The organism is Xylanibacter ruminicola (genome assembly GCF_900107775.1).
Taxonomy (GTDB): domain Bacteria; phylum Bacteroidota; class Bacteroidia; order Bacteroidales; family Bacteroidaceae; genus Prevotella; species Prevotella ruminicola_C.
Genome location: NZ_FNRF01000004.1, coordinates 309,272 through 324,208, shown reverse-complemented (window position 1 = coordinate 324,208; position 14,937 = coordinate 309,272). Strand labels below are relative to the sequence as shown.

Annotated in this window: 13 protein-coding genes; 4 read left to right on the top strand and 9 right to left on the bottom strand. The window is 46.8% G+C overall.

Translation table 11 applies throughout. From position 1 onward, the window contains the following. The 8 genes from BLU97_RS11770 to BLU97_RS11735 form a co-directional block, all read right to left on the bottom strand. Nucleotides 1-294: a hypothetical protein gene (locus BLU97_RS11770; RefSeq protein ID WP_139209017.1), complete on the bottom strand. Its 294-nt coding sequence runs from the start codon at nucleotides 292-294 to the stop codon at nucleotides 1-3. Between the two features lie 24 nt (nucleotides 295-318). Next, nucleotides 319-696 (bottom strand): phage antirepressor KilAC domain-containing protein, encoded by a 378-nt coding sequence (locus tag BLU97_RS11765; RefSeq protein WP_074761733.1) that lies wholly within the window; start codon nucleotides 694-696, stop codon nucleotides 319-321. 112 nt (nucleotides 697-808) lie between these two features. Continuing rightward, a complete protein-coding gene (locus tag BLU97_RS11760; RefSeq protein ID WP_074761732.1) occupies nucleotides 809-1,264 on the bottom strand; it encodes a hypothetical protein in 456 nt (151 codons plus the stop codon). A 197-nt stretch (nucleotides 1,265-1,461) separates the two neighbouring features. Then, entirely contained in the window at nucleotides 1,462-2,154 is a 693-nt protein-coding gene (locus tag BLU97_RS11755) for a hypothetical protein (RefSeq protein ID WP_074761731.1), read from the bottom strand. Nucleotides 2,155-2,662: 508 nt separating this feature from the next. After that, a complete protein-coding gene (locus BLU97_RS11750) occupies nucleotides 2,663-3,790 on the bottom strand; it encodes a leucine-rich repeat domain-containing protein (protein WP_074761730.1) in 1,128 nt (375 codons plus the stop codon). A 46-nt stretch (nucleotides 3,791-3,836) separates the two neighbouring features. After that, the gene (locus BLU97_RS11745; RefSeq protein WP_081353010.1) at nucleotides 3,837-5,060 is read right to left on the bottom strand and encodes a leucine-rich repeat domain-containing protein; all 1,224 of its coding nucleotides are present in this window, start codon (nucleotides 5,058-5,060) and stop codon (nucleotides 3,837-3,839) included. Nucleotides 5,061-5,089: 29 nt separating this feature from the next. Continuing rightward, the gene (locus BLU97_RS11740; protein WP_074761728.1) at nucleotides 5,090-5,272 is read right to left on the bottom strand and encodes a hypothetical protein; all 183 of its coding nucleotides are present in this window, start codon (nucleotides 5,270-5,272) and stop codon (nucleotides 5,090-5,092) included. Between the two features lie 129 nt (nucleotides 5,273-5,401). After that, nucleotides 5,402-7,093 carry a response regulator transcription factor gene (locus tag BLU97_RS11735; protein ID WP_074761727.1) on the bottom strand — a complete coding sequence of 564 codons (1,692 nt, stop codon included), beginning with the start codon at nucleotides 7,091-7,093 and terminating at the stop codon, nucleotides 5,402-5,404. 545 nt (nucleotides 7,094-7,638) lie between these two features. Here BLU97_RS11735 and BLU97_RS11730 point away from each other — a divergent pair. Together BLU97_RS11730 and BLU97_RS16105 are read left to right on the top strand one after the other, a co-directional pair. Then, nucleotides 7,639-8,229 carry a DNA-binding protein gene (locus BLU97_RS11730; RefSeq protein WP_074761726.1) on the top strand — a complete coding sequence of 197 codons (591 nt, stop codon included), beginning with the start codon at nucleotides 7,639-7,641 and terminating at the stop codon, nucleotides 8,227-8,229. A gap of 15 nt (nucleotides 8,230-8,244) precedes the next feature. Beyond that, nucleotides 8,245-8,346 carry a smalltalk protein gene (locus BLU97_RS16105; RefSeq protein WP_175456374.1) on the top strand — a complete coding sequence of 34 codons (102 nt, stop codon included), beginning with the start codon at nucleotides 8,245-8,247 and terminating at the stop codon, nucleotides 8,344-8,346. Here BLU97_RS16105 and BLU97_RS11725 read toward each other — a convergent pair. Then, nucleotides 8,324-10,369, bottom strand: a complete 2,046-nt coding sequence (locus BLU97_RS11725) for a sensor histidine kinase (RefSeq protein ID WP_081353009.1) — start codon at nucleotides 10,367-10,369, stop codon at nucleotides 8,324-8,326. The genes BLU97_RS16105 and BLU97_RS11725 overlap by 23 nt on opposite strands. Before the next feature lie 274 nt (nucleotides 10,370-10,643). Here BLU97_RS11725 and BLU97_RS11720 point away from each other — a divergent pair, with 274 nt between their 5' ends. Further along, complete coding sequence (locus tag BLU97_RS11720) at nucleotides 10,644-11,726, top strand: efflux RND transporter periplasmic adaptor subunit (RefSeq protein ID WP_175456373.1); 1,083 nt, start codon at nucleotides 10,644-10,646, stop codon at nucleotides 11,724-11,726. A 19-nt stretch (nucleotides 11,727-11,745) separates the two neighbouring features. Then, entirely contained in the window at nucleotides 11,746-14,931 is a 3,186-nt protein-coding gene (locus BLU97_RS11715; protein ID WP_074761723.1) for an efflux RND transporter permease subunit, read from the top strand. Nucleotides 14,932-14,937 lie beyond the last annotated feature (6 nt).

Genomic DNA, 14,937 nt, shown 5'->3' with positions numbered 1-14,937 from the left:
TTACATCAAGCCGATTTTATCCACATAGATTGTTGTTGCCTGCATGGCCTCACCCGTTTGCTGCGAGTTCCACTCACGTACCATCATCGAGCACTGCACCTTGTAGATGTACTGTGGGTCGAACTTTGGACAGTTCACGGCACGTTCGCCGGTTATCTCACCCAGGAAGGTGTCGGTACCGTCGGTCAACTTCAGCACTACCGTATTGATCACCCTCTGTTCGCCCGTTTTGCGGTCCATGTACTGGCGGGTTTGCAATCCGCTCTGATTCAAAATTCTAACGATTCTTTCCATTTTAATTATTACTTTTTTTCATTTTTACATTTTCCTTGTCGCCTTTTCCTTTTTGCCTTTTCCTTTAATCAAATTCATAATGTACTCTTGTCCTTTCACAGTCCAAACCGGAAAGCGTGTCTCAACCAAATCGCCCTTCTTGTTGTAGCGAAAATGACTTCGAGTTTTAGCATATCCAAGCCCAGCATAATCTTTACTGAGCTTCAGTTCGTAAGTTGATCGCTCACGAAAGAGAAACCCCACATCTATCAGATAGTGGTGTAGATCCGGGGCAGTGATACCCATCTCTCTTGCCAAGTCGGAAGAGAGCATACAGTTCTCAGTGCCCGCATTGCGTTTACGTTGCAGCTTGCGAATAAATTCCTGCGTAGGCTGCATCATCTGCTTTTCTTCTTGCGTCATAATGTAAACATGTCAAAGAACTCGATGCAAAAGTAGGCAGAACTCATTATATGCACACCTAATTACTTTACAACGTATAATACAAAGTATATTTGGGGTATTCCATCGTATATTAAGCCTCTTGAAGTAACTTAAAAAGCTTATCTGCAATCTTTTTCTGGCGAGGAAAAAACCTATCGTCTTTCTTGGCTTTATACTCTTTCCATTGGTTGTAATGTTTTTGTAGAATAGCATGTGATGATAATGGCTTTTGTATTGTTTGATAATCGCAGGGGTATGTTAGGTTTATCCCTTTCATTAGATTTTTAATTTTGGTACAAAATGCATCATAAGCTTCTGGGAAACCATAAAAGTCCACAAGTATTCTGTAAACTGCCACCCATTGGGTACCAACTGTAAAACTTGTCAATACCTTGCTGATAGCTGTTCTTAACTCATTATCACTCACCAGGCGATGCACCTGCTTGGTATCTTCTTCAACGATTACAAAGTCTAGTCCACATTTCTGTAGATTATAAATTACGGCTTTCATTTCAGGTTTATCGCCAGATTCTAATATAACCCTCATTTTCTTCCAACTTTTTTAGAGAGTTGGGAGTAATAGTGGGCTGCCCGGTGCTTCTCGTAGAAACGTAGCTACATTACGAAAATGCACCACAACTGCCGACTCCTGCGGCAAGTTGCGGTGCAAAGATACCTATTATAATAATAAGTCAGTTCTGGTAAGGGGTTACTTCTATTCCAGGTAAGGGGTTACTTTTTTATCTACCCAGCAAATCTATTCTCTAATAGATACTCAGCTAATTCCGGCATTGACTCTTTCAATGGCTCAGCAATATCTAGGATTTCTTGGTCGTTATAGGTGTCACAAAGGTTTTGGCTGATGGTGTTTTGTGATACTCCCGTCATGTGACTGAACAACACGGCTATTTTCTTTTTATTCTTGGGAACCACCAGGGCCTTACGACAAAGGGCAAGCGCAATGATGGCTATCTGACGTACCTTGTATTTTTTCTTTGAAGGTATGTCATGCATCATCTCCTTTAGCAAGTCGCGTTCGTGTTCGGCTTTCTTTCTGAGTTCTTCTGCCTCCTCATACTTCGACATCCACATCGTGACTCTTGCGTCGGCAGTTTCAAAATCTCCATTCAGTCTGTCTATCTCTGCACTACAATCATCGATATACATCTGGTCTAATTTAGCTTGTTCCTCCAACTCCGCTATTTTACCTTTTAACGAGGCAATCTCCGTCCTTAGTGTCTTGACATCATCACGTTTCTTCTTAAATACTGCCGAAACGTTATTATCAGGAAGGGTATGGATGGGATTAGCCCTTCTTGACCTCCTTGTCAGTTGTTCGCCTACCTGCTCTCCTGCAGATAGGCTTTTTTCCCTGTCAGGCTCCATAATCGATACTTCCTTACCGTCTTCAGACATTTCTAAAATGTATTTTTTCATCTTATTCGTTTTTGTTTTTTTATATTGGTTATTATTTTGTTATTGTATTTTAAGTAATCCAGAAAAAGAAAGGTGTAAATGATTCAAATTCCAGAAATCTGTTTGCAAAGGTAATAAAAAAAAGAGAATCTTTCGATGACTTTCCGTTGAAAAAAATAAGGCCATTAAGTTTTTTTAGAAGAGGGACTTGGGTTGTGATCCCATTGGGGTCATGGGTTCATTTTTGGGGGTCATTAGATAAGAAAAGGACTTCCCAAAGGGTATCTTCTTCACATTTTTTAGGGTGGGTAAACATTTGGTAAAACATAATTTTAACATTTATAAAGAAACGGTAGTGATATATTCCAGAATGAACGGCTGATTACCACCCTGCAAAGATCATAATTACAAAAATCCCACACCTATTGTAGGTATGGGATCTGTAGATGCCACGTAATCACTTTATGTCACCCAGCAGCAAAGGACGGCTGCGAGCTTCATTATAATCTTTTTCATAATCGTAGTTTATTTAATGAAATTCTTCTTTGATGTTGCTAAAACAGGCCCATATCTCCCTGTATGAGTCTATGCTGCCGCTAGGGACGGTGACGACTACCTCATCCTTCGGCACATTTTCGAACGGATCGCCATTTAGTAATTCCGGTGCTACAGGTGCCAGTGAGTGTATTTTCTTGAGGTTTTTGCAATTACGGAAAGACTTCGCTACAATCTTTTCTGTCGAGTATCCAAAGGTAACCTCAGAGAGCGCGGAGCAGTTTAAAAAAGCAAATAATCTAATATTCTTAACCGAATTGGGTACGACAAAAGATTTCAGACTTGTACAGTCGCAAAAGAGGTAGGCGTCAATCATTCTGAGACCCTCTGGTAAAGTAGCGGAGACCAAGTTCTCACATCCATAGAATGCTCCTACTCCAATCGAATCTACCGTATTAGGAACATCTATCGAAATCAAGCTATGAAACTCAATGAACGCATATCTTGATATCACCTTCACAGATGCAGGGATAGTCACCGTACCGTCGGCGTCGGTGTCCAGACAGGCGTCCAACTGGGTCTTGCTCTCATCGGGATAGGCAAAGTTACCATCCACAACACCGTTCAACGAAAGTGCATTCCATTTAAAGTCATCCGTTGCCGGGCCATTGTACTCAACATGACGAACATCACGGAAAGCGTTGTCATCTATAGTAGTAACTGTGGCGGGGACCACCAGGTTTTTGATGCCTGAACATCCGGCTAAGGCACCCGTCTCAATGGTGGTAACCGTGGCAGGAATAGACACACTCGTCAGTCCCAGACAATTCAAGAAAGCACAATAACCGATAGTCGTCACTGGATAGGTCACTCCGTCGTGAGTAACACTCTCGGGAATCACCAAGTCACCTGTTGGGAGCGTTTCGTACACATCGCTGAATAAGACATCTCCAAGTTCGGAAACAACTTTTACATGACTGCCATCGATGTTGTAATACAGCGTGTGGCCGCTGGGCGAAACAGCTGAGAAGTCATAGGCCGTCTCCGTAGGCTCTTCGGGGGGCACAGGATTGTCGATGCTGTCGCTTGTACAAGCTGAGAATACCGCCATTGTCACCCAGCAGCAAAGGACGGCTGCGAGTGTCATCAGAATCTTTTTCATAATCGCAATTTATTTGAGAATATGCTTCTTACCTTTATATACAATATCAGTTAGTTCCTTCAACAATGTTGGTGAACTTACCCCAGACGGCATGCTGGCGGTAGGCCTCGGATGTGCCAACGGGAACATAGAGGGTGGCATTGTAGTTAGAGAAGGGGGTTTTTAGGACAGCGGGTGGCGTAGTGCAAGCCAGGGTAATGGCCTCGATGTCGTCGCTGCCGTAAAAAACGAACTCGCCTATTTCTGTCAGGCTCTTTGGCAACTTGATGGTTTTCAGTTTAGGACAATATGTGAAAGCAGTGTTGCCTATTTTCTTGACTCCTTCGGGAACGGTGATGGAGGTGAGTCCTTTGCAGTTATAGAAGGTACCTTCGCCAATAGAATCGATGCCGGCGGGCAGGGTGATAGTTGTCAGCAGGGAGTCGTCGGCAAAGCACCAATCACCAATGGAAGCCATCTCATCGGGCAGCGTAATGGAGGCCAGACCGGTACAGGTTCTGAACGCACTGTGGCCGAAGGTCTTGACGTTCTGGGGGATGGTAATCTCGGTTAGCAGGGAATCATGATAGAAAGCATAGTCTCCGAGACTTGTCAGTGTGCTTGGCAACGAAACCGAGTGTAGTTTTTTGCAATAGGCAAAGGCTGATTTCTCAATGCTCTTGACACCCTCGGGAATAACGATAGAGGCGAGGTTTTCGCATTGGTAGAACGTCAATCTTTGGATGGTCTGGATGCCTGCAGGCAGGTTGACAGATGTCAGGTTGGTACAGCCATTGAAAGCACTATAATCAATCGTTTCGATCGTGCTTGGAAGGCTAACCGACTGCAGACCAGTGCAATAAGCAAAAACTCCGTTGCCCAGTTTGAACACTCCTTCGGGTACGGTGGCGTTGGTTATTTCGTCGCAATAGATAAATGCACAGCGACCTATGTCAAGAACGGGATAGCTATGTCCTTTATGCTTTACGGTGCCGGGTATCTCCACATCACCCACAGGCTTTCTGTAGCCGTCCCATAAGGTTTCTGTGGTAGTAGGGGTTAATGTAGGATAGCTGCAGATAGCATACGTCTGGCTGGTAAGAGAGTCGGTCTTGAGCCTATAGTACAGCGTATGTCCTTTGTAGCTATAGGGAAACACATTCTCCTTGGGATTCCATACCTGCTCATTGTAACCAGGATTGTCGTAGTTGTCACCTGTACAAGCGGAGAATACCGCCATTGCCATTGCGCAGCAAAGGACGGCTGCGAGCGTCATAAGATTCTTTTTCATGTTTGTAATGTTTTAAGGGTTTATAATGTTTATTGTTCTTTATACCTTCGCAGTTTGTCGCGCATTTCCAGGTTCTCGTCAATGAACTCCTTGAGGTGGGCATTGTTGTCGCTGATGCGCCATCGCTGGAACACGATGACGGCAACCAATGCCAGTACTACCACGATGAAGGCTGCGGCGAGGGCGACGGTGAGAATGAGTGATACTTCCATACGCTTCTGTTTTTAGATCTCGGTTGCAAAATTACGAACCGCCAGCGAAAACGATGTTTCACTGGCGGAAAAATATGTTTCAAATTAGGAAAAGTGCATTTTTCCCCTGTTTCATCGGGGGGGAAGTGCCTATATCTTGCGGTATTCGGTAGGCGTCATGCCATAGGCGTTACGGAAAAGGCGGGCGAGGGTAACGCGGCTGGGGATACCAGAGAGTTCGCCAATAATAGCAATGGGGTCGTTGGTGGTCTTCAGCAGACGGGCAACGTGCTCCAGACGATAGCGGTTGATGAAATCGCTGACCGTCTCACCCTTTGAGCACTGGCGGATGGCCTGCTCCACATACTTCTCGTTGGTGCCTAGAAGCTGTGCCAACATGTTGCGGTTCAGTTCGGCATCGGTATAAGGTTTCTGTTCGTCCATCAGTGTGCAGAGACGGCGGTAGAGTTGCTGCTCGGAGGTGAGTTGTTCCTTAGGAGCGGCCTGCAACTGTTCCATCTCATGTTGCTGTTCCTGTCGGCGCTGCTCTATCTCTTCATAAAGTTTGCGGTTCTTCTCCGTCAACACCTTATTATATTTATAGGAACGCCAAAGCAGATAAACGATGAGTAGGCAGACGAGGAAGATGCTAGCTAGGATAATGCGGTGGACGACAAGTGACTGTTGCTTGCTGGTGATTTCGTTTTCCTGACGCTTGATTTCCTGCAACTGCTCCACATCGGTCTGACGCTCCTGCTGGCGTAGTGAATCCGTCAGTTGTCGCATGTAGTCGCCCAAAGCCATTGCCTCTTTATCACGTCCCGCCTTTTGCAGCGTAGTGTACTTGTTTACAAGAAAGGTCTTGACGTAGATGTCGGTGATGAGTTCGCCACTGGCATGTATCATCGAATCGGCCTCGTCGAACAGACTGAGAGCCTCGTCATAACGCCCCATAATGGTTAGATAGATACCTTCAGCCGTCATGTCGGCAGGATTCAGACCTTGCATCTTGCGGTGCTCCTGGAAGAGTGCTTCGGCCTGCTCGCGCTGCCCGTTGGCGGCATAGACCATCGCCTTACTGATGGTTACGTGGTTACGGCGTTTCTGCAATACCCAGTCAGCATCGTTAGCACACCGTGCTAAACGGTTGATGGCTGTGTCCATCTTTGCGATGAGGGGTAACGCCTTTTCGGGCATCTTGTTGTCGATATATAGGTCGTTGAGCGTTAGTAGCGTGTAGATAAGCGGATCAATATCCCCATAATTGGTGACATGCTGAGTACTCTCCATCAGCATCTCGATGCATTGCAGGAACAGTCTTTCGGATTCGGACACATGGTTCAGTTCGCTTTCACACTCTGCTATCTGCGACAAAGCCCTGCATTTCATGGTCACGTTCTTAGGACTTGTTCCGTCGCCCACAAAAGCAAGGATTTCTTTGGCTAGCGAGATGGACTTGCCAAACTCGCCATTGGAGTATTGACAGTCTGAAAGTATCCAGCGCGACGTACAATAAAGACTGCTGTCGGTGGATGTGGCGACTGTCTCCCCCTCCTGTGCGGCAATCGCTTTCTCGGCGTAATAGGCAGCCAGTCGCTGTTGGTCGGCATTCTCATAGATGACAGCCTTGACATAGTTGGCACGTGCTGCCGTGAATACTCCCGCCTGCTCGGCACTGTCAACGCGCTCCACTGCCCGTTCTGGATTCCCGACTCCCAATTCCGTTATTTCTTCCTGAAGATTGATTGCCTCCTCACTGCGATCAGGTTTCGTGCAGCCCATCATCAAGGCTACCAAGGTGACAATAGCTGTCAATATAATGATATATCTGCTCTTTCTCATTAAGTGTTATTGATAAAATTACGTGCAAAGATAAAGAAAAATCAACAAAACTCCAAACTTTTCACCACTTTTCTATTAATAAACTTACTCACTTACAACTTACTCACTTCGGACATTTGGGTTTTCAAAATTGCTAGTGTGGCAGGAGTGATTAAAAGGAAGAATTTAAAATAATTACAATTATCTAATATATAATATATATATTATATATTAGATAAAATATCCGCTTGAAGAAATTCTCAGAATGCAGATGTCCGAAGTGAGTAAGTTGTAAGTGAGTAACCCTACGACAAATTGAAAATTGATAATTGATAATTGAAAATTGAAAAATAATTGCTTAAAAATTTGTATATATCAGGAAAATTTCGTACCTTTGCATCATAGATACAAAAGGACATAAGCGTCTAAAAATTGCGGCATGGCTATGCAGAAAATTTTCCATAGTTTACTAGTAAATTCTGTATGGCTTAGCAGCAAAAACAAGGAATAAGGAAGAGGTTTTAAGGAAGAGGAAAAGTTTTTACACCCTTAAAATTTTAATTTTTATGGCACTTAGAGTAAAGGCAGTAGAGAGACTGCTGAAGTTTACAAACAAACCAAATGATCCTGGTGTTTACCGCTATGTGATGAAGCCTGAGATGTACTCAACGCTCACCCAGGCAAAGGTAATCAAGGAGGCTGCTCTGCGCAGTGGTGTGAGTCAGGGCGTGATGAAGGCCTGTTGGGATGCAGCTGGAGAAGTAATCAAGGCATGGGCTACCGAGGGTCACAGCGTGGCTCTGCCCGGATTGGGTAGCATGCGATTCGGATTGCGCAGTAAGGCTGTGGAGAACGTGAACGACGTGAAGGCAGGTCTGATTGAGAGCCGTCGCATCATCTTCACCCCAAGCGTTGACCTGAAGGATGAGCTGGCATCAACTGCCATCGTGATTACCTGCTACGACCGCAACGGCAAGGAGGTGAAGCGCGTAACCAGTACCGCTGGCGAGGTAGAGGATCCTGAGAACGAGAATGGTGGTAACACCAATCAGGGCGGCAATCAGCCAAGCAATGGCGGTAACGGTGGAAACACCGGAGGCAACCAGGGCGGTAACACCGGCGGCAACGGTGACGACGATGAGTCGTACGGCGATTAAAAGAGGAGGTGAGTTATGAGTAAGAAGGAAACACTAAAGTTCATCATCCAGATGATTGCAAGTATCGCCACAGCGATTGTAACGGCACTGGGCACTACCAGTTGCATGGGAGTGTAAACACAAAGCGAGCACCTGCGGTGTAGGTGGTGTCGAGAACCACATCGCCGCCTAAACGACGGGACAGGCTACGGGCAACAGTGAGTCCGATGCCTGTCCCATTATAGTACTCATCAAGTTGCACAAACTCATCAAAGATATGCTCAGCCTCGGCGGCAGGCACACCAATACCAGTATCCTCAACTATAAACTGTATGCCATAATCGTGCTTTGTAATCGTGAGCGTGGCACGCTTATTATCAGCGGCGGAGTGATGTCCATAGGCTTCGGCTGGAGCGGTAAACTTCATGGCATTATCAAGCAGCAATGACAATACGCGTACAGCGGCCTGCTGATTGGTGGTAAGCACCGCAATCCCTGCTCCATCGGTATCCTGCAGTTGGAAATCAAGATGCGCAGCATCCTCTATACCCGACGAATGCACAGCCTGGTTGGCTATCTGAACGGCAGGAACCTGATCGGTAAGTTCGATAACGGTACGACTGCTTACATCAGAAAGTTCGAGCATCTTATTAACCAAACCGGTGATGCGGTCGGTATTCTCCAGAATCTGCTGGTTAGCATCATTGCGCGTTTCATTATCAATCTCCATATCCGGGGCGGTAATCACCTGCGCATAACCCGAAAGGATATTCAGTGGCGTACGGATTTCGTGAGATATCTGCTGGATAAACTTGGTCTTCATGCGCAACGATTCCTCGGCACGGGCGTTGGCAATCATCAGCTGCTGGTTCTTCTCCTCCAAACTGATGCGCTGACGGCGACGGATTACAGCATAAATCATAAAGAAAGTCATAGCCAGCACAAGAGCAACCAGCAAAGCCAGCACACGTGTTTGTAACAGCTTGGCCTTCTGCTCGGCAATCTCGGCGTCTTTCTGCTGTGTCTGATAGATAGTGGCCAGTTCGATTGCCTGATTCTTCTTTTCAAGAGTAATGGCAGAGTCGAGGTTCTCGAAGGTGTAAGCTGCTACGCTTAATGCCGAGTCGTTACGCCCGGCTTTGTAGTTGGCTTCGAATTTCTTTATCAGGTATCCTACATTATCGAGTGTACGCTCCGAACCAGATTCGGCCAGATACCGATATGTTACAGCAAAAGCATCGGCAGCTTGGGCGTAACGCTTAGTTTTCATCAGATATTCGCCCTCATGGATTTTTGCAATATCAGTCTTGGCATATTGTGTGCGTTTAAACGCTTCAAAGGCCTGGTCGGCCTCTTTTTGTTTACCCAAACCATGATAGACTGTAGCGCGATCGAGGTAATAGGTGCACCACGACATGTCGGCAATAACGGCAGGAACATTATCTTTGTTTGCCATTTCCTTAATGATAGGCTCGGTGTAGTTCAGCCATTTTTCGGCCGTATGGTAATCATTCTTAAATGAATACAAACTGGCGATGTTGTACAGGCACACAGTGGCATAGTAATCGTGCTTCCATGACTTGTCTAACGCCTTGACTTTCAGGATGCAATCATAACATTTATCGAAGTATTTCCCTGCTTCGGTAGTCAAGCCTTGATTAAGCTGGCTCACACCCACATACTGCAAAATCTCTGCTAGGATATCATAGGCTTCACTAGCGTATTCGGGTTTAGATACTAAGTCGTAAAGGCCTTCATAGGCTGGCAAAGCGATGCGTAGCAAACCCTCTTCATCATTTTTCTGTCTATTATATTCCACCATCGCCTTGACGCACTGGAAATAGAACAAACTGTCGTAGGCATTTTGGGGCTTTATAGCTAAGGCATGCTTCAGGATAGCTTCGGCATCATGCGTTTTTCCTGTTCGGATAAAGATACTTCCTTTCATGTAGCAATGCCTGAATATAGAAATGTCGCCAGTTGCCAGTAAACTGTCGGAAAGGAAAACGGCGCGATCAAGGTCCTGTACACTGGTAGCTGCATAAATCAGACTATCGGCAAGTGTTGTCTTGGGGACATAAGTCTGCTGCTTGTTACAGGATGTTATCGCCAACAAACAAATGGCAACGAATAGTAAGGAAAGATTAGATTTTGCTTTCATTATTGGTCAATTTTTCTGCAAAGATAGTCATTATTTCTCGGAAATCAATTAATATTTAACAAAAAAAATAGTTTTTTACGCTTTTTGCTTACACTTCGAAATTCTCTATATCATAGACGATGGAGTAACTCAGCCCTCTTTTTTTGTTTCCGTTTCACGCGCCATTTTTCCCGTTTCACCTACTTTCAAGTTATATTTTGGTTGTAAAGGTTGTACCTTTGCACCCGATTTTTTTACTAATATAACTTGTAATTGTATGCGAATAAGGTCTATTATGTATGTTATTTCTGCCTTTTTGCTCACGGGATGTGGCAACAATCAGGCAGGCGAAGAGATGGGAGCACAGGAGTTTGAACTGCTAACCATCAAACAACAGGATTATGCTATCAAAAACACCTATCCAGCCTCTATTAAGGGTAGACAGGATATCAAGATTATTCCCCGCGTAGATGGCTATTTGCAGGGCATCCATGTGAAAGAGGGTGAAAAGGTTCGTAAAGGACAGATACTTTTTACCCTTGATGCCGTGCAGTATCGTGCTGCCGTAGAGCAGGCTCGCGCCAATGTTGAGCAGATGTCGGCTCTCCTGGCTAAAGCCCAGCAGAACTTCGACAACAAGAAGTCGCTGCTTGATAAGAAGGTGGTATCTGATGCTACCTTTACCGATGCCAAGCACGATCTGGCTGTGGCAAAGGCAAATTTGGCTGCTGCCAAAGCTCAGCTGACTATTGCCCAGAATAACCTGAGTTTCACGGTGCTGCACAGTCCGTCGGATGGTGTTATAGGTAAGATACCCTATCGCAAGGGCGATTATGTAGGCACCACCATACAGGATGGTTTAACGGTGGTGGCCGATAATCAGAAGATGTATGTGTACTTCTCGATGACCGAGCGCCGCGTGATGGAATATCTGGCTAAATATCAGTCGATGGACGAAGCTATCAAGCACATGCCACAGCTGAGTTTGCAGATGGCCAGCGGTCAGACCTACAGCCAGTATGGACAGGTGGAGAGTGTGAGTGGTGTGGTAGATGAGCAGACGGGTGCCGTATCGGTTCGTGCAGTGTTTGATAATGCCAACGGACTGCTGCTGAGCGGTGGTACAGGTCAGATTATTCTGCCTGCAGTCAAGTCGAAAGCCATCGTTATTCCACAGGAGGCTACCTACGAGATTCTTAATATGGTATATGTGATGAAGGTGGTTGATGGCCATACTGTGGCTACTATCGTAAGTGTTGAGAGACAGCACAACGGTAAGGAGTATGTGGTAACCGATGGCCTGAAGCCAGGCGATGTGATTATTGCCAAAGGTGCCGGATTGGTTCAGGAAGGAACCCAAGTGAAGGTAAAAAAGTAAAAAGGTAAAAACGAGTGTTATGAGTATCAGAACATTTATAGATCGTCCGCTTCTGTCGATGGTAATTAGCGTTATCATCGTGGTACTGGGTGCGATATCACTTGTATCGCTGCCCATCGAGAAGTATCCCGATATTGCACCGCCCACTATCAATGTTTGGGCCAGCTATCCTGGTGCCAGTGCCGAGGCGGTACAGAAAAGTGTGGTAGCCCCACTCGAAGAGGCTATTAACGGTGTTGAGAATATGACTTACATGAAATCGACTGCCGATAACGGTAGTGGCTCAATCACCATATTCTTTAAGCAGGGCTGTAATGCCGACATGGCTGCCGTAAACGTGCAGAACCGCGTAACGCAGGCACAGGCACAGCTGCCCTCTGAGGTATTGAAGATAGGTGTAACCACCGAGAAACAGCAGCCCGGTATGTTGCGCATGCTGGCGCTGGTGAGTCCTAACGGTACGTACGACGAGAACTTTCTGAGCAACTACTTCTTAAACAACCTAAAGCCCGCCATCCTGCGTATTCAGGGTGTGGGTAAGGTCGAGGTGTTCGGTTCGCCGTATGCTTTGCGCATCTGGCTCAAGCCCGATGTGATGGCGCGCCACAAGCTGGTGCCTGCCGATATCCAGCAGGTATTTCAGGAGCAGAACGTTGAGGCCAGTGTAGGTTCGCTGGGCGCAAACTCTGATAATGTTTACCAGTACACCTTGCGCTATACGGGTAGAAAGAACGAGATTAGTGAGTACGAGAACCTGATTATCTCGTCGAAGGCTACCGGCGAGGAGCTACGCCTGAAGGATGTGGCTGATATCGAACTGGGACAGGCCGACTATATCTACCAGGGTAGTGTGAATGGTCATCCTGGCGTGATGGGACAGGTTAGTCAGACAGCAGGCTCGAATGCCACGCAGATTAATAAGAACATCGACAAACTGCTGGAGGAGGTAAAGCAGACCCTTCCGAAGGATATAGCGATTCTGTCGTTCAACAATACCAACGACTTCCTCTTTGCATCTATGCACGAGGTTATCGAGACACTGGTTATCGCCATCCTGCTGGTGCTGGTAGTGGTTTACTTTTTCTTGCAGAACTTCCGCGCCACACTCATTCCGGCGGTAGGCATCATCGTGTCGCTTATCGGTACGTTTGCCTTTATGCAGGCGGCAGGATTCTCTATCAACCTGCTTACGCTGTTTGCCCTTGTGCTGGTTATCGGTACGGTGGTAGATGACTCGATTGTAGTAGTCGAGGCTGTTCAGCAGCGCTTTGATGCAGGTTACAAGTCGGCCCATAAGGCAGCTGTCGATGCCATGCACGGACTTACTGCTGCCCTCTTCACCACCTCGTTGGTGTTTATGGTTATCTTCATCCCCGTATCGTTCCTGGGTGGCACCACAGGTGTGTTCTATCGCCAGTTCGGTCTCACTATGGCAGTCAGCGTGGGCATCTCGTTCATCAATGCCATCACCATGTCGCCAGCCCTCTGTGCCCTGGTGCTGAAACCTACCAAGGACGACGACGGCTCGTTGGCATCCCGCGTGCGTAAGGCCTATAATGCCACCTACCATGCCCTGATGAAGCGCTACACCGGCATTGCCATGTTCTTTATCCGCCGCAAATGGATAGTAACCTCATGCATTGTGGTGGCTTCGGTACTGCTGGCTGTATTGATGAAGGTTACACCAACGGGATTCATTCCCCAGGAGGATACCGGCTCGCTTATTGTGAGCATGCAGGCACCTACAGGCTACACCGTTGAACGCACCAAAGCCATTATGGACCGCAATATCCAGAAGCTCCGTCAGTTGCCAGGCATGGATGCCGTTGGTGGTGTGGCAGGTTTCTCGTTGATGGGCGGATCGGGTAACAACCAGGCGATGATTATGATTCAGTTGAAGAACTGGGACGAGCGTGGTGGTGCCGAGTGCAGTATCGACAACATTACCAATATGGTAAATGGTGTGCTGTGGGAAGAGCATGAGGCCACATCGTTTGCCATGGCACCAGGTATGATTGATGGCTACGGCAATGGTGGCGACTTTGAGTTCAGTGTACAGAATCGCAATGGCGAGGACATCAAGAAGTTCTATGATGTAACACAGAACTATGTGGCCAAGCTGATGGAGCGCCCTGAGATTGGCGAAGTGTTCAACAGCTACAAAATCGATTATCCACAGTATAAGATGGATCTCGATGTGTCGCGCTGTAAAAAGATGTGTGTGTCGCCCTCAGCCGTGCTCGATGTCATGAGTTCGTATTTAGGTAGTAATTACGTGTCGAACATCAATAAATATAATAAGGTGTACCAGGTAACCATGCAGCTGCGCCCTGAGGACCGCAACCGCATGGAGTCGCTCGATAAAATCTTTGTGCGATCGGATGCCGGTGAGATGCAGCCCGTAAGTCAGTTTATTACACTTACCAAGGAGTATAGGCCGCAGTCGATAGGCGCTTTCAACCTGTTTAACAGCATCGACCTCTCGGGTAATATGGCTACAGGTGCCAGCTCGGGTAATGCCATCCGTGCCATCAAGGAGGTGGCCGCCAAAGAACTGCCCAAGGGCTATAGTGTTGAGTTTAGCGGCGTGACCCGCGAGGAGAGTGAGACGGGATCGAATATCCTGATTATCTTCGCCATCAGCATCCTCTTTGTATATCTGGTGATGGTGGCCCTCTACGAGAGTCTGTTCATCCCGATGGCAGTTATCTTGGCTGTGCCGTTCGGACTGGCTGGTAGCTTCGCCTTCGCCCTGCTGTTTGGCGTCGAGAATAATATCTATCTGCAGGTAGGACTTATCATGCTGGTGGGCTTGCTTTGTAAAACTGCCATCCTGCTTACCGAATATGCCACCCAGTGTCGCCAGGCAGGTATGTCGCTCAAACAGGCCGCCTTCTTTGCCGCTAAGGTGCGTATGCGTCCTATTCTGATGACGTCGCTCACCATGATATTCGGTATGCTGCCGCTGTTGGTAGCCACAGGTGCCGGTGCTAATGGTAGCCGTACCATCGGTGTTGGTGTAGTAGGCGGAATGTTCTTCGGAACGTTGGCGCTGCTGTGCATCACTCCCGCTCTCTTTGTCATCTTCCAGAAGATACAGGAGCGTTTCAAGCCCATCACATTCGTCGAGCCTACCGACCCGATGATTATCGACGAGCTGAAACTGATTGAGAAAAATTCAGAAGAAAAGAAACAGAAAGTATAAAAACGT